18 protein-coding genes are annotated in these 19,207 nt (G+C 53.1%); 11 read left to right on the top strand and 7 right to left on the bottom strand.

What is annotated here, in order from left to right; genetic code table 11:
• Nucleotides 1-66: 66 nt before the first annotated feature.
• From M0220_RS05485 to coaBC, 3 genes are read right to left on the bottom strand one after another with little or no spacing between them, the layout of a single operon-like run.
• Nucleotides 67-1,455, bottom strand: a complete 1,389-nt coding sequence (locus tag M0220_RS05485) for a phosphomannomutase/phosphoglucomutase (protein WP_264018901.1) — start codon at nucleotides 1,453-1,455, stop codon at nucleotides 67-69.
• Nucleotides 1,456-1,490: 35 nt separating this feature from the next.
• Nucleotides 1,491-1,952, bottom strand: coding sequence for a dUTP diphosphatase (dut, locus tag M0220_RS05480; protein WP_030074362.1), 462 nt, complete (start codon nucleotides 1,950-1,952; stop codon nucleotides 1,491-1,493).
• Complete coding sequence (coaBC, locus tag M0220_RS05475) at nucleotides 1,949-3,289, bottom strand: bifunctional phosphopantothenoylcysteine decarboxylase/phosphopantothenate--cysteine ligase CoaBC (protein ID WP_264018900.1); 1,341 nt, start codon at nucleotides 3,287-3,289, stop codon at nucleotides 1,949-1,951. The genes dut and coaBC overlap by 4 nt, the downstream gene beginning before the upstream one ends.
• A 150-nt stretch (nucleotides 3,290-3,439) precedes the next feature.
• Between coaBC and radC the strand changes: the two genes are divergently transcribed.
• From radC to M0220_RS05445, 6 genes are all read left to right on the top strand, one after another.
• The gene (radC, locus tag M0220_RS05470; protein ID WP_030074358.1) at nucleotides 3,440-4,114 is read left to right on the top strand and encodes a RadC family protein; all 675 of its coding nucleotides are present in this window, start codon (nucleotides 3,440-3,442) and stop codon (nucleotides 4,112-4,114) included.
• A 250-nt stretch (nucleotides 4,115-4,364) separates the two neighbouring features.
• Nucleotides 4,365-4,601: a 50S ribosomal protein L28 gene (gene rpmB, locus M0220_RS05465; protein WP_009724126.1), complete on the top strand. Its 237-nt coding sequence runs from the start codon at nucleotides 4,365-4,367 to the stop codon at nucleotides 4,599-4,601.
• A gap of 25 nt (nucleotides 4,602-4,626) precedes the next feature.
• Nucleotides 4,627-4,782, top strand: a complete 156-nt coding sequence (gene rpmG / locus M0220_RS05460) for a 50S ribosomal protein L33 (protein ID WP_009098622.1) — start codon at nucleotides 4,627-4,629, stop codon at nucleotides 4,780-4,782.
• Nucleotides 4,783-4,969: 187 nt separating this feature from the next.
• Nucleotides 4,970-5,797, top strand: a complete 828-nt coding sequence (gene mutM / locus M0220_RS05455; RefSeq protein ID WP_030074357.1) for a bifunctional DNA-formamidopyrimidine glycosylase/DNA-(apurinic or apyrimidinic site) lyase — start codon at nucleotides 4,970-4,972, stop codon at nucleotides 5,795-5,797.
• A gap of 98 nt (nucleotides 5,798-5,895) precedes the next feature.
• Nucleotides 5,896-7,086, top strand: a complete 1,191-nt coding sequence (locus M0220_RS05450; RefSeq protein ID WP_030074356.1) for a class I SAM-dependent rRNA methyltransferase — start codon at nucleotides 5,896-5,898, stop codon at nucleotides 7,084-7,086.
• 73 nt (nucleotides 7,087-7,159) lie between these two features.
• On the top strand, nucleotides 7,160-7,594 hold the full coding sequence (locus M0220_RS05445) for an acyl-CoA thioesterase (protein WP_030074355.1): 435 nt from the start codon (nucleotides 7,160-7,162) through the stop codon (nucleotides 7,592-7,594).
• Nucleotides 7,595-7,744: 150 nt separating this feature from the next.
• On the opposite strand, the gene M0220_RS05440 is transcribed toward M0220_RS05445, so the two are convergent.
• The gene (locus tag M0220_RS05440; protein ID WP_264018898.1) at nucleotides 7,745-7,960 is read right to left on the bottom strand and encodes a hypothetical protein; all 216 of its coding nucleotides are present in this window, start codon (nucleotides 7,958-7,960) and stop codon (nucleotides 7,745-7,747) included.
• A gap of 258 nt (nucleotides 7,961-8,218) precedes the next feature.
• Here M0220_RS05440 and M0220_RS05435 point away from each other — a divergent pair, with 258 nt between their 5' ends.
• Both M0220_RS05435 and M0220_RS05430 read left to right on the top strand, forming a co-directional pair.
• On the top strand, nucleotides 8,219-9,430 hold the full coding sequence (locus tag M0220_RS05435) for a YeeE/YedE family protein (protein ID WP_264018895.1): 1,212 nt from the start codon (nucleotides 8,219-8,221) through the stop codon (nucleotides 9,428-9,430).
• A 179-nt stretch (nucleotides 9,431-9,609) separates the two neighbouring features.
• Nucleotides 9,610-11,289 (top strand): NAD-dependent malic enzyme, encoded by a 1,680-nt coding sequence (locus tag M0220_RS05430; protein WP_264018894.1) that lies wholly within the window; start codon nucleotides 9,610-9,612, stop codon nucleotides 11,287-11,289.
• A gap of 79 nt (nucleotides 11,290-11,368) precedes the next feature.
• Here the strand turns inward: M0220_RS05430 and acnA are convergent, their stop codons facing one another.
• Nucleotides 11,369-14,101: an aconitate hydratase AcnA gene (gene acnA, locus M0220_RS05425; protein ID WP_264018893.1), complete on the bottom strand. Its 2,733-nt coding sequence runs from the start codon at nucleotides 14,099-14,101 to the stop codon at nucleotides 11,369-11,371.
• Nucleotides 14,102-14,374: 273 nt separating this feature from the next.
• Between acnA and trxB the strand changes: the two genes are divergently transcribed.
• Nucleotides 14,375-15,325: a thioredoxin-disulfide reductase gene (trxB, locus tag M0220_RS05420; RefSeq protein ID WP_030074350.1), complete on the top strand. Its 951-nt coding sequence runs from the start codon at nucleotides 14,375-14,377 to the stop codon at nucleotides 15,323-15,325.
• Nucleotides 15,326-15,414: 89 nt separating this feature from the next.
• On the opposite strand, the gene M0220_RS05415 is transcribed toward trxB, so the two are convergent.
• Complete coding sequence (locus M0220_RS05415) at nucleotides 15,415-16,002, bottom strand: GspH/FimT family pseudopilin (RefSeq protein WP_318784691.1); 588 nt, start codon at nucleotides 16,000-16,002, stop codon at nucleotides 15,415-15,417.
• 14 nt (nucleotides 16,003-16,016) lie between these two features.
• On the opposite strand from M0220_RS05415, the gene thiO reads away from it, so the two are divergent.
• Complete coding sequence (thiO, locus tag M0220_RS05410; RefSeq protein ID WP_030074348.1) at nucleotides 16,017-17,120, top strand: glycine oxidase ThiO; 1,104 nt, start codon at nucleotides 16,017-16,019, stop codon at nucleotides 17,118-17,120.
• Nucleotides 17,121-17,148: 28 nt separating this feature from the next.
• Here the strand turns inward: thiO and M0220_RS05405 are convergent, their stop codons facing one another.
• Nucleotides 17,149-17,424 (bottom strand): PP0621 family protein, encoded by a 276-nt coding sequence (locus tag M0220_RS05405; protein ID WP_264018892.1) that lies wholly within the window; start codon nucleotides 17,422-17,424, stop codon nucleotides 17,149-17,151.
• 145 nt (nucleotides 17,425-17,569) lie between these two features.
• Here M0220_RS05405 and M0220_RS05400 point away from each other — a divergent pair, with 145 nt between their 5' ends.
• The gene (locus tag M0220_RS05400; RefSeq protein WP_030074346.1) at nucleotides 17,570-19,204 is read left to right on the top strand and encodes an NAD+ synthase; all 1,635 of its coding nucleotides are present in this window, start codon (nucleotides 17,570-17,572) and stop codon (nucleotides 19,202-19,204) included.
• The last annotated feature ends 3 nt before the right edge of the window (nucleotides 19,205-19,207 follow it).

The following is a 19,207-nucleotide window of genomic DNA, read 5'->3' as shown; positions in this document are numbered from 1 at the left end:
TTGCGTTTTATCTCGTTTTACTTATGTCGTGTTCATCTTGCTGTTTATCCACCCTGTTATGTGTACTTACCCTGCTGGGATTTCAGGGATCGTCAGTGCTGGTGAAATCTCCGCCAGCGCATTGGCAAACCGCGCTTTTATTCGGCTAAGTGCCGCGGCATCGCTACCCTCAAAGCGCAGTACTAGTGCAGGTGTGGTGTTGGAGGCTCGACACAGTCCCCAGCCATCGGCATAGTCCACGCGAATGCCATCAATCGTGGTTTTGATACCTTCGCCGAAGTCGCCCTCTCTAGCAAGCTTCTTGATAAGCGCAAATTTTTCTTCATCAGCGACCGCGATATTAATTTCAGGTGTACTGATATCTTGTGGAAACTGCTCAAATAATTCATCAGCACTGCCGGGGTAGCGGGCGAGAATTTCAAGCAGGCGAGCCGCCGCGTAGAGGCCGTCGTCAAACCCGTACCAGCGCTCTTTGAAAAAAATATGCCCACTCATTTCACCGCCCAGCGCAGCACCGGTTTCGCGCATACGCGCTTTGATGAGTGAATGGCCAGTTCGCCACATCTCTGGTTCGCCGCCAGCGTGGCTAATGGCACGCGCTAAGTTACCGGTGCACTTAATGTCGAAGATCACCTTAGCGCCTGGGTTGCGTGACAACATATCTGCTGCGAACACCATCAGTAGGTGATCAGGGTAGATCATGCGGCCACTTGGCGTGACAACCCCTAAGCGGTCGCCGTCTCCGTCAAAAGCCAAGCCAATATCGGCACCTGTTTCATTAACGCTGTGGATCAAGTCGCGTAGGTTTTCAGGTTTGCCTGGGTCGGGGTGGTGGTTCGGGAAGTGGCCATCAATCTCGGCAAATAACGGGGTAGTTTTTACCCCCAGGCGCTCGATAAGCTGTGGGCCAAGCTCTCCGGCAACCCCATTGCCACAATCCACCACGGCACTCAGTGGGCGCTCAATGTGAATATCGCTAATAATTCTTTCAAGATACGCTGCGCGTAGGTCGTGCTGGCGAACACTGCCTTGGCCGCTGGTTAGGTCGCTTGCTTGAATTCGCTCATAGAGGGCGGTGATAGCATCGCCGGAGAGCGTTTCACCCGCTAAGACGATTTTAAAGCCGTTGTAGTCAGGTGGGTTGTGACTGCCGGTTAGCATTACCCCGGAGGAGCTTTCAGGCAGTGTGTGGGTGGCGAAATAAAGCACAGGTGTTGGCACCATGCCGATATCAATAACATCCCGCCCAGAGGCTGTTAAGCCGCGAATCAGCGCTGCTTGCAAATGTGGCCCGGAGAGTCGTCCATCACGCGCAACAATGACCGTTTGCTCACCACGAGCGGCGGCTTCAGAGCCAATAGCCCGGCCAATGAGTTCAGTGGTGGTCTCACTCAGCGTATCGTCCACAATACCGCGAATGTCGTAAGCACGAAATATCGACGCAGGTACGTTCATTGTTGCTCCTAGATTGACGGTAAAACAGCCTTGGTTTACTGGCGACCTGTGCTACCAAAACCTCCGCTGCCGCGGGTGGAGTCGTCAAAGGCATCGACAATGGCAAGCTCCGCCTGCACGACCGGGACAAGCACATATTGAGCAAGGCGCTCAAAGGGCGATAGCGTAAAGCTGCTTTGCCCACGGTTCCAAACCGATACCATTAGTTCGCCCTGGTAATCAGAGTCGATCAGTCCAACAAGATTACCCAGTACGATGCCGTGCTTATGGCCTAGCCCGGAGCGAGGCAAGATCATGCCTGCTAAGCCAGGATCTTCTATGTAAATGGCAAGGCCTGTCCGCACGAGCTGACAGTCGCCGGGAGCAAGTACCAGTGGTTCATCTAGCAGTGCTCGCAAATCCATCCCCGCTGAGCCTGTTGTTGCGTAAGAGGGGAGGTAGTCGTGCAGGCGTTCATCCAAAACTTTGCACTGCAAGCGTGGGCGAGAACCGCTCATGATAATTCTCCGGAGGATTGAGAAGGTGGTTGAGAAGGTGGTTGAGATAGTCGTTGAGATTGAAGCTGGGATAGTCGTTGAGAAGGCAGCAGTGATAGGGCGTGACGAATAATTAGCGCGGCTAGCTGCGTTTTAGGCTGCGGTGGGGCGTCCAGTTGGTTGGTGCCCGTCGCTGTGCGCCACAGCAGTAACGCCGCATTGTTATCGCTACCAAAGCCAAGACCCTGCCGGGAAACATCGTTGGCTACGATCATATCCAGCCCTTTGCGGGTTAGCTTATCTTCTGCGTAGTGCGCGACCTCCTGGGTTTCAGCAGCAAACCCCACTACCAAGGGGCGTTGGTCAGTAGGCAGCGCGGCCACATCGGCAATAATGTCCGGGTTTTTGACCAGCGTCAGCGTTAGCGTATCGCTGTCGTCAGTTTTTTTGATTTTGTGCTCGGCCGCGCTGGCGGCGCGGTAGTCGGCGACCGCAGCACAGCCAATAAATAGGGCTGCATGAGGCGCTAGTGTTAACGCTTCATGGTGCATTTGCACGGCGGTTTCCACATCAATCCGCTCAACGCCATTGGGGGTGGGTAGAGTAACCGGACCGCTTATCAGCGTCACCCGTGCCCCCTGGTTTGCTGCTTGCGCGGCTAGCGCATACCCCATCTTCCCCGAGCTGTGATTGGAGAGATAGCGCACAGGATCTAGCGCTTCGCGGGTAGGACCTGCGGTGATGACGACGTGTGGCGCAGAAGTTGGCGCTGGTGATTTTGCAGCAGAAGCAAAGTGCTGAGCTAAGAAATCAACAATAGCGTCTGGTTCGCTCATTCGTCCGGGGCCTACGTCGCCACAGGCTTGGTCGCCTGCAGCGGGACCAATGAGTTGCCAGCCGTCGGTGGCTAACTGATTCACGTTGCGCTGGGTTGCAGGGTGACGCCACATGGCCTGATTCATGGCTGGGGCGATCAGCTTGGGGGCTTCCGAGGCCAGACACAGAGTGGTCAGCAGATCGTCTGCCATGCCATGCACCAAGCGTGCGATTAAGTCGGCTGTGGCTGGGGCGATCAGAATCGCATCTGCCCAGCGGGCTAGCTCGATATGGCCCATGCCTGCTTCCGCCTCAGGATCAAGTAGCGAGGTGCGTACGGGCTCCCCTGACAGTGCTTGAAGCGTTAACGGCGTGATAAACGCTTGGGCACCCTCGGTCATCACCACGCGAACCTCACAGCCCGCCTGCTTTAGTAACCGAACAATCAGCGCGCTTTTGTAGGCCGCAATACCGGCGCTAACACCGAGCAGCAGGCGTTTGCCAATCAGCGATGTTGATGGACTTGGCGATAATAAGGCCATGATGGGCAGTCCCATGTAGCGTTTGTTAAAGGTGTGTACCATACCATTTGGCCAGTTATTTTGGCATGCTCAGCCAGACGTTGGAAAAGCCAATAAGGGTGCGCAGTGGCAAGCGCGGGCGGTGCTGTCAGCATGGGCAGGGAGGCGGCGATGGGGATCAATCACTGGCCAGAGGGTGAGCGGCCACGAGAGAAGCTGTTGAACATGGGTGTGCAGGCGCTCTCAGACGCTGAGCTTCTGGCCATTTTTTTACGCGTCGGCGTTCAAGGGCGCTCGGCAGTCGATTTGGCCCGGGACCTGCTGGCCAGCTTTGGTGGGTTAAGGCAGCTTTTGGAAGCAGATCAGGATCAATTTTGTGCAGCCAGGGGGCTTGGAAGTGCCAAATTCGCTCAGCTTCAGGCGACCCTTGAGCTTTCCAGGCGGCACATGGCGAGCCAGCTTGCCCGCGGCAATGCGCTCACCTCTCCGGCGTTGGTGCGTCATTACCTAAGCTCTCAGCTGCGTCATTTGGGTCATGAAGAGTTTGCGGTGCTTTTTTTGGATACACAGCATCGAATTATTCGCTATGAATCCCTATTTCGCGGTACCCTAGACAGCGCATCCGTTTACCCCCGCGAAGTTGCCAAGCGTGCGCTCGAACTACACGCTGGTGCTGTCATCCTGGCACACAATCACCCGTCGGGTGTTGCTGAGCCAAGCGATGCTGATCGACGTATCACTGAACGCCTAAAAGATGCCCTCGCGCTTTTTGATGTGCGGGTACTTGATCATTTTGTGGTGGGGGACGGTGACGTGGTTTCGTTTGCCGAGCGCGGCTGGCTATAGCAATTAATGAAAATAGTGCGACGTCAAATTCTCGCTGTTTATCTAAGTAAATTGTCCGAAAAGTGCCTTTTTTGGCATTTTTAGGCGTTTTTGCTTGCTGGTAGCCGGGTGCTCTGGTATAAAGTGCCACCTTTAAACTTGGGTTGAATAACGGATTTGGGTACAGCTAGGCGGTTAACTGCGTCGACTCCCTCCCTGCTCCGGTCTGCCCGACAGTTTTGAACAACTCGCCAAGCGGTTGGAGGCTCTCATGTCCAAAGTATGTCAGGTTACCGGCAAGCGTCCGGTAACTGGTAATAACGTTTCTCACTCCCAGCGTAAGACACGTCGTCGTTTCTTGCCGAACCTGCACACCCATCGTTTTTGGGTTGAAGCTGAAAACCGCTTCGTCAAGCTGCGCGTTTCCTCTAAAGGAATGCGTATTATTGACAAGAAAGGTATCGAAACGGTTCTGGCTGATATCCGCAAGCGCGGCGACGCCATCTAAGCTAGCATTTTGGGAGAGTTAAACCATGCGCGATAAGATCAAGCTGGTGTCTAGTGCCGGTACAGGCCACTTCTACACCACTGATAAGAACAAGCGGAACACACCGGATAAGTTCGAATTTAAGAAATACGACCCGGTCGTCCGTAAGCACGTTATCTACAAGGAAGCCAAGATCAAGTAATCGCGATTACAATGATCGGCTTTCACCGCAGGCGAGTGCCTGTTGAAAAACCCGGCCCTCAGCCGGGTTTTTGCATGTCTGATAGTTAGCCACTTATTGTGTATGATTGGTTACACATGCCCCTATACCCCAGCACTGCACTGGCGACAGTGTGGTTGTCACTGTGCTGTCATCATAGGCTTTCATCATGCCCGAATTGCCTGAAGTTGAAACAACGCGGCGTGGCGTTGCCCCTTATATCGAAGGGCAAGAAATTACCGAGGTGTTGGTAAGGCACTCTCGTTTGCGCGTACCAGTGCCCGAGGATCTAGCCGATCGACTAATAGGCGCGCGGATTGGCGTATTAAAGCGCCGTGCTAAGTACCTGCAAATTCCCGTGATGCGGTCTGAGCGTGAGGCCACGTTGCTGTGGCACTTAGGCATGTCGGGTAGCCTGCGGATTGCCAAGGTTGGTGATTTGCCCAAAAAACATGACCATGTTGATGTGGTGACGGCCAATGGCCATGTGCTGAGGTATCACGACCCGCGGCGATTTGGTTTTGTTGACTGGCAGCAGGGCGATGGTAGTTTGGATACGCGCCTAGCGCACCTTGGTCCTGAGCCGTTAGATGATGCGTTTAACGGGCGTTGGCTCTATAACGCCTCCCGTAATAAACGCGTTGCGGTAAAGCCTTTTTTAATGGATAACCGCGTGGTGGTGGGTGCGGGTAATATTTACGCTGCTGAAGCGCTGTTTATGGCAGGTATCGACCCGCGTCGCGCCGCCGGGAAAATTTCCCTAGCCCGTTATCAGCAGCTGGCCATTGCGGTAAAAGAGGTGCTGTCGGCGGCGATTACTCAGGGCGGTACCACGCTGCGAGATTTTGTCAGTGGCCAGGGCGAGCCAGGCTACTTTGCCCAGCAACTGAACGTTTATGGACGCCATGGGCAACCCTGCCTGCGCTGTGGCGTTGAGCTGCGACGTATCACGCTTGGTCAGCGGGCCAGTGTATTTTGCCCTGGATGCCAGCGGTAGTAGCTACTCTTTGATGTTAACTGTTTTGCCTATGTTTTCAGAGTCTATGGGCTTTCAGAGTCTATGGGCTTTGTAAGATTGCTCTTTTGGAGATTGTTGTGACTCAACGCCTGCGCCTGAATAAAAATGCCGATCGCCGTCTGAAAGCGGGCCATCTGTGGATCTACTCCAATGAAGTAGATATTAAAGAAACGCCGTTGAAAAACTTTGTTGCGGGTGAGTCTGCGCTGGTCGAAGCCTCAAACGGCAAAGTCCTTGGGGTAGCCTACATTAACCCGCATTCACTGATTTGTGGTCGAGTAATGTCGCGTGACCCAGAAATGCGCCTGGATCGATCGCTGTTCGTGCACCGTTTCAATCAGGCGTTGGCGCTGCGTCAGCGTCTGTTTGATAAGCCGTTCTACCGTTTGATCCACGGTGAGGGCGACTTGCTACCAGGGCTGGTTATTGACCGTTTTGGCGATGTGCTGGTGGTGCAGCTGAATACCGCAGGTATGCAGGCGTTAGCGGAAGAGATTGTCGATGCGTTGGAGAAAGTTGTAAAGCCCAGCGCCATTGTATTCCGCAATGATACTGGCGGTCGTCGCCAAGAAGGCCTGGAAGCTCACGTTGAAGTAGTAAAGGGCATCCTTCCTGATGAGGTTCTGTTGGAAGAAAACGGGGTCACTTTTGCGGTACCTGTGTTGAATGGTCAGAAGACAGGTTGGTTCTTTGATCATCGCGTTAATCGCGCGTGGCTGAATAGCCAAGTGGCTGGTAAGCGTGTGCTAGATGTATTCAGCTACGTGGGCGGCTGGGGGGTGCAGGCGGCTGCTAGCGGTGCCTCGGAAGTACTATGTGTCGATGCTTCTGCCCCCGCACTGGATCAGGTAGCTCGCAATGCCGAGCTAAATGGTGTGCAAGAACAAGTTGCGGTAGCAGAAGGTGATGCTTTTGAAGCGCTAGCGGCACTGAAAGCCGATGGCGAACAGTTTGACGTTGTCATTCTTGATCCACCGGCGTTTATCAAAAAGCGTAAGGATATTCCCAATGGGGAACGCGCTTACTCACGCCTGAATCGTGAAGCGATGCGTCTGCTGGGCCGTGATGGCTTGCTGTTATCGGCCTCGTGCTCCATGCACCTTGCACCTGAGCGTTTGATTGATGTGGTTCGTGGCGCCGTTCGCCACCAAGACCGCCACGGCCAGGTGATTTTTCAGGGCCACCAGGGGCCCGATCATCCCGTCCATCCAGCGATCCCGGAAACATCGTATTTGAAGGCGTTGGGTGTGCGGGTATTCCGCGATTAAGTCGAAGACACTTCTTAGCGAGCGTGTGAAAAATAATCGATAACATCAAGGAGTAACCACAAGGAGCAGCACTATGGAGTGGGCATTGCCGAATCCCTTTGTGATTGAGCTTAAGGTGACGCCGGAGGCCATTGATGCCTACCAGCACGTCAACAACAGCGAGTATTTGCGCTGGGTAGAGCAGGTCAGTTGGGCTCACTCTGAAGCTCTGGGGCTATCCCTTGATGATTATCAGTTGCTAGATCGTGCCATGGTGGTTCATCGCCATGAGTTGGACTATCTGGCTCCCGCGTTTGTCGATGACAAACTGCAGTTGGCGACGTGGATTGTGGCTTGCGATGGGCGTTTTAGCCTCACTCGTCGGTTTCAGCTTAAACGTGTGGAGAGCGGTAAAACGCTGCTAAACGCACGCACCCGGTTTGCGTGTGTGGCTCTCTCAAATGGGCGGCCTACACGGTTACCCGATGAGTACCAGCGTATTTACGGGGCAGCGGTGGTGGCAGAGTAGGCTGTACCATCACGCTTGTGACGCGGCATTCGTTGATTACCACTCTCTGGGCATTGTAGGCAGTAGCGACTACCCAAGGCTATCTGTGTCGTGTATGTGTCTAAATCCGACGTGGTGACTTCTTTTCGACGTGATTTATCATGTTTAAGCCTAACTCCCTTCCCGAGCGCCATGGTTCGCATAAAGTTCAACCCACCCGACGGCGACAGCAGTCAGCGGCTGACCGGCATCGAGCTGATTCAACATCGCAGCGCCTAGGAAGTCTAGCAATGGCAGCACACGCTCACCGCCACACCGAGTGCCAGACAGTTCGGCGAGCCACCGGCCCTTAACGGGTACACCTATGGCATCGCATGGCCAAAGCATCCCAGCCTCAACCTGGAAATCGCCCTGGGTCGAATTATCTTCTAGCGACTAGGTAGCTAAGATCATTGCATATTGGCAAGCTACTCATGGCGAGAAAAATATCCGAATGCAGAACAATATTCTTAAAAAGCATATGCACTGCTGAATAAAGAATTTCCAGCGGTCTACCGCCAGCGTTAGGCTTAACACCATTATTCATATTGGCCAAGCAAGCGCCTGTTTCTAACAGGCGCTTTTGGCGTTGCTAGAAGGTGAGCTATGTCCACGATTTCTGCAGTAGCACCGGCAAACTACCGCGTGCCATTGTTTTCAACAGCAGCCATCGTGCTGGGCGCGGTGATCATCGGTGTGGTATTTGGTGCCAATGTCGGCCTGTTGATGATTGTTGGAGGGTTGTTGGGGCTGGTGCTGTATCACGCGGCATTTGGCTTTACGGCTGCTTGGCGGGTGTTTATTACTGAGCGGCGAGGCCGTGGTTTGCGCGCCCAAATGGTGATGTTAGCGATCGCTGTCGTGCTGTTTTTTCCTGCATTAGGGGCGGGCACGCTGTTTGGTACTGAGGTGCGAGGCTTTGTATCACCGATTGGTATCTCGGTGATTTTTGGGGCCTTTATATTCGGTGTTGGCATGCAGCTGGGTGGCGGTTGTGCATCGGGCACGCTGTTTACTGCGGGGGGCGGTAATGCACGGATGTTGATCACGCTACTGTTCTTTATCGTTGGGTCGGTGATTGGTTCGGCGCATTTTACATGGTGGCAGAGCTTGCCAGCGTTTCAGCCTGTTTCGTTGGTAAAGGTGGCAGGTGCTGGCGGTGGAATCGCGATTAGCTTGGTGCTATTTGCAGCGATTGCGGCGTTTACCGTGGTCATGGAAAAGCGTCGTCATGGTCACCTAGAGCAAGCGCCATTAGTCGATAAGCCTGGTAGTCAGCGCTGGTTAACTGGCCCATGGCCGTTGATCGCTGGTGCAGTGGCGCTAGCGCTACTCAATTTCGCGACATTAGCTTTGGCTGGTCGCCCCTGGGGCATTACCTCTGCGTTCGCGTTGTGGGGTGCGAAAGGGTTTGAACTCGTTGGTGGTGATGTTAGCCAATGGGGCTACTGGCAAGCACCCGGTAATGCAGCAGCGTTAGAGGCCAGCGTGTGGAGCGATATTACGACGGTGATGAACGTTGGCATTATGTTAGGAGCACTGGCCGCTGCGAGTTTAGCGGGTCGTTTTGCGCCTAATTTCCGTATTCCGCTTAAATCTGTTCTGGCGGCGGTGATTGGTGGTCTGATGCTGGGCTACGGTGCGCGCTTGGCGTTTGGTTGCAACATTGGCGCTTACTTCAGTGGTATTGCCTCTGGCAGCTTGCATGGCTGGGTTTGGATGGTGGCGGCGTTTGCCGGCAACATGGTGGGCGTAAAACTGCGCCCGTTCTTTTTTGATGGTGTTGAAGGGCGGAGACCGGTTGCCAAAACCTGTTAGAGGTTGATCAGATACGATGCTTTTTGTAGGCGCCTTGGTAGTCACCAAGGCGCTTTTTTGTTGTCTTTAGTTATGTCCCTCCCACCTTTGTCGTACTAGCATGTTACATTACGCACAAACGCCGCCAACGCCCTGCGTTGCTGCATTGCAATAGCAATCGACATAAAAAGAGAGTGCCTATGTCCACGATGAGTAAACGCCCCTTATACATTCCTTATGCCGGTCCTTCTTTGCTTGAAATGCCGCTATTGAACAAAGGCAGCGCGTTTACTCAAGAGGAGCGACTAGCCTTTAACTTGATCGGTTTATTGCCACAAAAAGTTGAGTCTATTGATGAACAGCTGTCGAGGGCATATCGCCAGTATCAGCAGTGTCATAGTGATCTTGAAAAGCATATCCATCTGCGTGCTATTCAAGACGATAATGAAACGCTTTACTTCCGTTTAGTTTCCCAGCATCTGGAAGAGATGCTACCGATTATTTACACCCCTACGGTCGGGCAGGCGTGTCAGGAGTTCTCTAATATTTATCGCAATCACCGGGGGCTGTTTATCAGCTATCCAGATCGCGAGCACATGGACGATATCCTGCGCAGTGCCACCAAAGATAACGTGAAAGTCATTGTTGTCACTGATGGGGAGCGGATTCTAGGCTTGGGTGACCAAGGCATCGGTGGAATGGGTATTCCTATTGGTAAATTAGCGCTTTACACCGCTTGTGGAGGTATTAGCCCCGCCTATACGCTGCCGATTATGATTGATGTGGGTACTAACAATCAGGCATTGCTGGACGACCCTATGTACATGGGTTGGCGTCATGAACGGGTTAGTCAAGAAGAGTATGATGCGTTTATGGCGGAATTTATTACTGCTGTAAAACGTCGTTGGCCGAACGTATTGCTTCAGTTTGAAGACTTTGCCCAAGCGAACGCAGTGCCGCTATTAGAACGCTACCGAGATGACTTGTGCTGCTTTAATGACGATGTGCAAGGTACTGCCTCGGTGGTGGTCGGCACCTTGATGGCGGCATGTCAGGCTCGTCAAGAAACCATCGCTCAGCAGCGTGTGGTGTTTGTAGGTGGCGGTTCGGCGGGTTGTGGCATTGCTGAGCAGGTAGTTGTGTCTATGCAGGCAGAGGGGCTGACTGAAAGCGAAGCTCGAGCGCGGATATTCGTTGTCGATCGAGATGGGTTGATGACTACTGATCAGCCCTGGCAACGAGACTTTCAACGCCGCTTGGCACACTCGCCTGAGCTGGTCGCTAGCTGGAATAGCCAGGGGCTTGAAGACACGATTGCCCAGATCAAACCGACAATTCTCATTGGTGTATGCGGTAAGCGCGGTATTTTTACCGAACAAGTGGTGCGTACGATGCACGCTGGGTGCGAGCATCCAGTGATTATGCCTCTTTCCAACCCTACCTCTCAGGCAGAAGCGGTTCCTGAAGATGTGATTCGTTGGACCGATGGCCAAGCGCTGGTCGCCACGGGCAGTCCTTTCGCCCCTGTGGTATATAACGGACGCACTTACCCGATTGCTCAGTGCAATAACGCCTATATCTTCCCTGGTATTGGCTTGGGTGTGATTGCGGCGGGTGCTAATCGTGTCACTGATGAAATGCTGATGAGTGCTTCTCGGGCTTTAGCCCGCGAAGCGCCTTTGGTCAAAGAGGGCAAAGGTGCACTGTTACCGCCGCTGTCGCGAATTCGTGATATCAGCAAATCAATTGCCTTTGAAGTGGCTGCTCAGGCCCAGCAAAATGGTGTGGCGCTTAAAACTAGTGGCACTGAACTGCGTGAGCGTATCGAGAAAGCATGTTGGTCGCCAGAATACCGCACCTATCGTCGTAGAGCTTTCTAATTAAATAAAATCTAAAGTAGCATGCAAAAAAAGCCCCCACCGAAGTGGGGGCGATGCAAGCATTGGTAGGTGTTACTTTCTACGCTGCGCCGATCATCTTGCGCAGCACGTAGTGAAGGATACCACCGTGGCGGTAGTAAGCCAGCTCATTGACGGTATCAATTCGGCACTTGGCATCAACGGTGCGCTCCCCATCTTCATTTTTGATGACAATTTTCACAGTGCCACCTGGGCTTAAATCGCTCAAGCCAGCAATTGAGATTTCTTCATCACCTGTCAATCCAAGCGTTTCACGGCTTTCACCTTCAGGGAACTGCAGCGGTACCACGCCCATGCCAATTAGGTTTGAACGGTGAATACGTTCATAGGACTCGGCAATCACCGCGCGTACACCCAATAAGCGGGTGCCTTTGGCTGCCCAATCCCGTGAAGAGCCTGTGCCATACTCTTTACCAGCAATCACCACTAGAGGAGTTCCTTCCTCTTTATATTTCATGGCGGCATCGTAAATCGCCATTTGCTCGCCGCTGGGTACATGGCGGGTTTCACCACCGACAACCCCGTCCAGCATTTCGTTTTTAATGCGCACGTTAGCAAAGGTGCCGCGCATCATCACTTCATGATTGCCCCGACGAGAGCCATAGGAGTTGAAATCAACAGGCTTGACGCCGTGCTCCTGAAGATAGCGCCCAGCAGGGCTGTCAGGCTTGATAGAGCCCGCTGGGGAGATATGGTCGGTGGTCACCGAATCGCCCAGCATGGCTAACACGCGTGCGTTTTTAACATCTTCGATAGCGTCTGGCTCGCGCTCCATGCCTTCAAAAAATGGCGGATGCTGGATGTAAGTTGATTCAGGCCACTGGTATACCTTACTTTCAGGGACGTTGATTGCTTTCCAGGTATCGTCGCCCTCAAATACCGCGCCATACTCTTTACGGAACATCTCGGTGTTGACTTGCTCAACGGCATTGGCGATATCTGCCTGAGAAGGCCAGATATCTTTGAGGTAAACCGGGTTGCCTTCGCTATCCTGGCCGAGTGGCTCGGTGGTTAAGTCGCACTGCACATTACCGGCTAACGCATAGGCGACCACCAGGGGCGGTGAGGCGAGCCAGTTTGTTTTTACCAGCGGGTGTACACGGCCTTCAAAGTTGCGGTTGCCTGAAAGTACCGATGCTACGGCAAGGTCGCCGCTATTGATTGCTTCTTCGATTTCGTCGGGAAGTGGACCGGAGTTGCCGATACAGGTCGTGCAGCCATAACCCACTAGGTTAAAGCCTAGCGCGTTCAAGTCATCGCTTAAGTTAGCAGCTGCCAAATACTCGGTTACTACCTTCGAACCGGGGGCAAGGGAGGTTTTTACCCAGGGCTTCGTGGTGAGCCCCTTTTGGCGAGCATTACGGGCCAGCAGGCCGGCTGCCATCATGACGCTGGGATTAGACGTATTGGTACACGAGGTAATGGCCGCGATTACCACCGCGCCTGGGTCGAGGCTGAAGTCTTGGTCGTTGAGCTTAACGTCTTGGCTGGTGTCATGTTTAAAACTGCGCTCAACCCCGACTGCCGTTTGTCCGCCTTCTGAAGAGAGTTTCCCTTTTGCGGTTGAGTCGGCGGCGGTGTCCTCTTTCATAAACTTGTCGAATGCAGCGGCCATGTCTTTGAGCGCCACACGGTCTTGAGGACGTTTTGGGCCGGCAAGGCTTGCTTCAACCTCACTCATATCGAGACTGAGAGAGTCTGTAAAGATCGGTTCATCGCCTGGCTCGCGCCATAGGCCCTGGGCTTTACTATATGCTTCTACTAAAGCTAGTTGTTCATCTTCACGGCCGGTCAGGCGCATGTAGTTGATTGTTTCGTCGTCTACCGGGAAAAAGCCGCAGGTCGCGCCATATTCCGGTGCCATATTGGCGATAGTGGCACGGTCAGCTAAGGGTAAGTCGTTAAGGCCATCCCCATAGAATTCAACAAACTTACCCACCACGCCTTTTTTGCGCAGCATTTCAGTGACCGTGAGCACAAGGTCGGTGGCGGTAATGCCTTCACGCAACTTGCCGTTTAGCTTGAAGCCAATGACCTCAGGAATCAGCATCGAGACCGGCTGACCAAGCATCGCCGCTTCCGCTTCGATACCGCCCACGCCCCAGCCAAGTACGCCCAGGCCGTTGATCATGGTGGTGTGGGAGTCGGTGCCAACTAAGGTGTCGGGATAGGCAAACGTCTGCCCATCTTCCTCTTTCGTCCATACAGTTCGGCCCAGGTACTCTAGGTTAACCTGGTGACAAATGCCGGTGCCGGGAGGTACAACGCTAAAGTTGTCGAACGCTTGCTGGCCCCAGCGTAGAAACTCGTAGCGCTCGCCGTTACGCTGCATTTCGATATCGACGTTTTCTTGAAATGCCGCGGCGTTGCCGAATTTATCGACCATCACCGAGTGGTCGATCACAAGATCAACCGGAGAAAGCGGATTAATACGCGCGGGATCTTCGCCCAACTTTTCAACCGCAGCGCGCATAGAGGCAAGATCAACCACCCCAGGCACGCCGGTGAAATCTTGCATGAGTACGCGAGCAGGGCGGTAGCCGATCTCACGGCTTGATTTGCCCTCTTTTTGCCAGTCCACTAACGCCTGAATATCTTCTTGGTCAACACTTTCGTCGTCACCAAAGCGCAGCTGGTTTTCGAGTAGAATTTTGAGCGTTTTGGGTAGCCGATCGATATTACCGAGCGCATCGGCGGCTTTTGGTAGGCTGTAGTAATGATACGTGTGGTTGCCCACGTCTAGGGTAGTGAGCGTATCGGGTATCTTGCCCATTGTTTTCTCCTCTAATTGCTTGGCCTTGAGCGAATTGCTGTTGACAGCGTGTTCATGGCGACTCACTTGGCGCGATGGTCACGGCTTTTTTTCAATGTGGCGTATCCTTAGTATGGCTGATCTTCTTAATAGCACATGGGTGTTTCACCCTTGGCTTTCAAGTCGTCTTCACCTAATAGCGAAGGTTAACCCTTGTAATTGCTTGTACTTGACGCCATTTCAGGCAGACTCTCTTGCAAACGATATCTGCTCAATTATGACAAAGGTGGTGTCATGGAAACGCGTCATGAACGTTTAATTATTCTTGGTTCCGGCCCTGCAGGATATACGGCAGCGGTGTATGCAGCCCGTGCTAATTTAAAGCCGCTGCTCATTACCGGCCTGCAGGCAGGTGGCCAACTGACCACCACAACCGATGTCGATAACTGGCCGGGCGACGCTCAAGGTGTTCAGGGGCCGGAGTTGATGGAGCGCATGAAGCAGCACGCTGAGCGCTTTAATACAGAAGTACTGTTTGACCATATCAATGAGGTCAGCTTAGGTGAAAAACCGTACACCTTGAAAGGGGATAGCGGAATTTACACCTGTGATGCGCTGATTATTGCCACCGGTGCCAGCGCACGCTACCTGGGCTTGCCAACCGAGCAGCAATTTATGGGGCAAGGGGTGTCTGCTTGTGCCACCTGCGATGGCTTCTTTTATCGCAATCAAGAAGTGATCGTGGTGGGGGGCGGTAATACGGCTGTTGAGGAGGCACTTTATCTCTCAAATATCGCCTCAAAGGTTACCTTGGTGCATCGTCGCGATACCTTACGCGCCGAGAAAATCCTGCAGGATAAGCTGCTCGAAAAAGTTGAAGCAGGCAAAATTGTTCTTGAGTGGTTCTATGAAGTGGACGAGGTGTTAGGCGATAACACCGGGGTCACTGGCGTACGCGTTAAGTCGACTAAAGACGGTTCCAGTAAAGAGATTCACGCGCCAGGGTTGTTCATCGCTATCGGCCACAGCCCTAATACGGGGATTTTTGAAGGCCAGCTGGAAATGAACGGTGGCTATATCAAGGTGAAATCAGGCCTTGAGGGCAATGCAACAGCTACTAGCGTGCCGGGTGTGTTTGCCTGCGGTGATGTGATGGATCATATCTATCGCCAAGCAATTACTTCTGCTGGCAGTGGCTGCATGGCAGCGCTAGATGCTGAGCGCTATTTAGATGGCATTGCCTGATTGACTGCCATTGTTAGTAGTTGGCATTAACAATTATCACTATTCACTACCGCCCATCGAGTTTTGTCTAACTAGATCACGCTATTAGATCAACAATCGATGGGCGTTTCATCAATACGCAGCCGACCTAGTCTGCTCAGCACAAGCTTTCTCCCTCGGGTGTTTTCCGCGCAAAGATTAAAACTGCCGTTAAAACCGTTTGTGTGACCAAGGGTGCTGTAGCTTACTCGGCGTGTGCCGCGGCTATACGATATGGCTGTCGTTGCCTGTGCTGGAAATACCCGCACAATGTCATTGCTGCGGATGTGATTAATGGAATCTCCTTTAACGACCAATAGAGCATTGCTCCAATCGCGTGTGCAAGCGCTTTTAGCAGCGTTTGCTGGGCAAATGGTGGTGGTTATACGCTGCGTAATTGCTGTGTTGCGTGCGAGAGAAAAGGCTGTCTGCAATCTGTTAATATCAGCTGTTACCGCTGTATTGCGGCCAAGTGCCTGAAAATTTGGAATTCCCCAAGCGGCTAATGCTGAAATAAGCAGTAGTGTAATGACCAGTTCGAGAAGGGTGAAACCTTGGGTGCGCGTAAGAGGTACGCCATGAAGAGAAGGTGGCATGGTGGCTCCCAGTTTGTTTTTTTTACAGCCTACCTCGCATTGTTCTTTTTTTATGTAAGCCAAAGCGGACAAACGTTGTGAGCAATTTCTTAATTATTGGTGGTGGCGTGATCGGAATGATGACGGCACTGCAATTAGCAGATGCTGGACAGCACGTCACGATCGTAGAGCGCGGTATTTGTGGACAAGAGTCTTCCTGGGCTGGCGGAGGGATTGTCTCACCACTTTATCCATGGCGGTACGCGCCGCCGATCTCACAGCTGTCGCGCTGGTCTGAAGGCGTATACCCCACGTTGTCGCTGCGCTTGCTAGAAGAAACTGGCATTGATCCTGAATATCGACAAAAGGGACTGCTCTATCTCAATGTTGACGATGCGGAAACAGCACTTGGGTGGGCGCGTCAGCTTGGCAAGCCACTGGAGCGTGTCAGCGCTGACTTTGTTCATCAAAAGGAGCCTAAGGTGGTTTCGGCGCAGGATGGCGCACTGTGGATGCCAACGCTAGGCAGTGTGCGTAATCCTCGCCTAGGGCAAGCGCTGCGCGCTCGGCTTTTGGCTATGCCTAACGTGGTGCTTAATGAAGGCTGCGAGGTAAGTGGTTTTATAACACGTGACCGACAGGTGCTGGGCGCTAAGACGGCGCAAGGGGAGCAACGTGCAGAAAAAGTAATTGTGTGTGGTGGAGCCTGGACAGCCAAGCTGTTAGAAAACTTAACGATTCGCCTACCGGTACGCCCAGTAAAAGGCCAAATGATTGCTTATCAAGCGCCGCTAGGGTTGGTGCAGCGCGTAGTGTTAAAAGATGGCCGTTACATTATCCCACGTGGCGATGGTTTGCTGCTGGTAGGTTCAACCTTAGAAGAGGCGGGCTTTGATAAAGCGACCGACAGTGAAGCGCTAGCGTCACTTAAACAGACCGCAGAAAGCATAGTGCCTACGCTGTCAGATTACCCAGTCGCTTATCATTGGGCAGGATTGCGTCCAGGTTCGCCAGACGGTATTCCATTTATTGGTGCGCTACCGGAGTGGTTCAATATTTACGTGAACGCAGGCCACTACCGCAATGGGTTAGTGCTTGCACCAGCGTCTACCCACGTTTTGGTTGATCAGCTATTAGGGCGTGAGGCACTTATCGACCCAACACCCTTTCAGCCGACACCAGACCGGTTAATGACGTATTAGCATAGTGAATGATGGAGATCGTCTATGGTTAGCGTTGCTCATCACGTTTCTGCTTGTCTTGTTGCTCTTGCAAATACCGATCGCGATGAGCGCTTGAACAAAACCACTGTTCGCTTTCGCGCAGGGCTTCCTCTTCTGGAACATGTACGTCGCACCAACGGCAGCGCACCATCTGGCCGCCTTCATGGCGTTTTGGTTCGCTCTCTTGGTGGGTAAGTCTGCGCTCTCGGTAGAGGCCATAAAGCTTCAGGCCCACATAGAACAGCACGGCAAAAATAATCAGCCGAATGATCAAAAGGTTCATCCTCTATGACTCCCATGGTGGGATGTAATAATCGCTAGAATAGCATGAGTGCCGGCTAACCTTTGCCTGTTGGCAGTCCTTGCGGGACAATGTATTTAGGTAAACGGCAACGTATTCCAAAGATTCTCAAGAGATTTTAACGCCCATGCAAGACTTAACGCTGGTAATGGCCCAACTCGACCCTCTAGTGGGAGATATTCCCGGCAATGCTGCACGCGCCATTGAAGCGGTGCGCGAAGCGAGGATCGAACATGGGGCGGATATTGTTGTCTTCCCAGAGCTTTTCTTGTCAGGCTACCCGCCGGAGGATTTGCTGCTTCGTCCATCGATGGAAGCTCGCTTACGTGAAGCGCGGGCTAAAATGGCAGAAAAAATCTCCCGGGATGTGCTGGTGATTATTGGCTACCCCGGCGTACGTGAAGGGGAGCGCTACAACCTAGCAGGTGTACTGTACAACGGCCAATGGGAAGCAGAATACGCCAAGCAGGCGCTGCCTAATTATCAGGTGTTTGACGAGCAGCGCTACTTTACGCCGGGTACCCAGCCATTAGTGTATGAGCACAAAGGTGCCAAGCTAGGGCTGCTGATTTGTGAAGATCTCTGGGAAGGCGCGCCTGTCAATGCTGCCCGTGAAGCCGGTGCAGAAGTGCTGATCAGCTTAAACGCCTCTCCCTATCATCAGGATAAGCCCAACGAGCGTCTGCGCCTGTTAGCGCTGCGCGCCCAGGAGGTGAGTCGCCCGATTGTATACGTGAACACCATCGGTGGTCAGGATGAGCTGGTTTTCGATGGCGGCTCTAGCTGTGTGGATGCCCAAGGCGAACTCAAAGTGCTGGCTCCTTACTGGCAGGCAGGCTTAATGCCGGTTCAGTTACTGCAAAAAAATGCTGATACCTGGGAGCCTCAGGCGGGTGAAATTGAGCCGGATACTTCGCCGGAAGAGAGCCTGTATTGCGCCCTAGTCACAGGACTACGGGATTACGTCAACAAAAGCGGTTTCAAAGGCGTTGTGCTGGGGCTTTCTGGAGGCATTGATTCGGCACTTTCTCTGGCTATTGCCGTTGATGCACTCGGCCCGCAGCGGGTTCAGGCGGTGATGATGCCCTACCACTATACGGCAGATATCTCGAAACAGGACGCTGCCGAACAGGCTGACATATTGGGCGTTCATTATGACGTAATGCCCATCGAGCCGATGGTCGACGCGTTTATGGGCACGTTAGCGGAAAGCTTTGCTGGCACTGAGCGGGACACCACCGAAGAGAATCTGCAGTCGCGCTGTCGCGGTGTTCTGTTAATGGCGATTTCCAACAAGAAAGGTCTCATGGTGTTGACCACCGGTAATAAAAGCGAAATGGCGGTGGGTTACGCCACGCTCTATGGCGATATGGTGGGTGGTTATAATGCTATTAAAGACGTTTATAAAACCTGGGTGTACCGTTTGGCTCGCTGGCGCAACACCCAGTCTCTGGCTATTCCTGAACGGGTGATTGAGCGCCCACCCAGTGCAGAGCTGGCTCCCGACCAGCAAGATAGTGACTCCTTGCCTGATTACGACGTGCTAGACGCCATTCTAGTGAGCTACATTGAAGGTGATATGAGTGCTGAAGCGATTATCGCCGCTGGGTTTGATGAGGAAGATGTTTACAAAGTGGTGAAGCTGGTTGACCGCTGTGAATATAAGCGCCGCCAAGCCCCTGTTGGAGTGCGGGTCACGCCCCGAGGGTTTGGGCGTGACCGACGTTACCCGATTGTGAATGGTTGGCAGCCAGGCGATTAAGGC

Origin of the sequence: Halomonas qinghailakensis, assembly GCF_025820815.1 — a bacterium.
GTDB classification, from domain to species: domain Bacteria; phylum Pseudomonadota; class Gammaproteobacteria; order Pseudomonadales; family Halomonadaceae; genus Vreelandella; species Vreelandella qaidamensis.
This window is presented reverse-complemented; position numbering and strand designations above follow the sequence as displayed.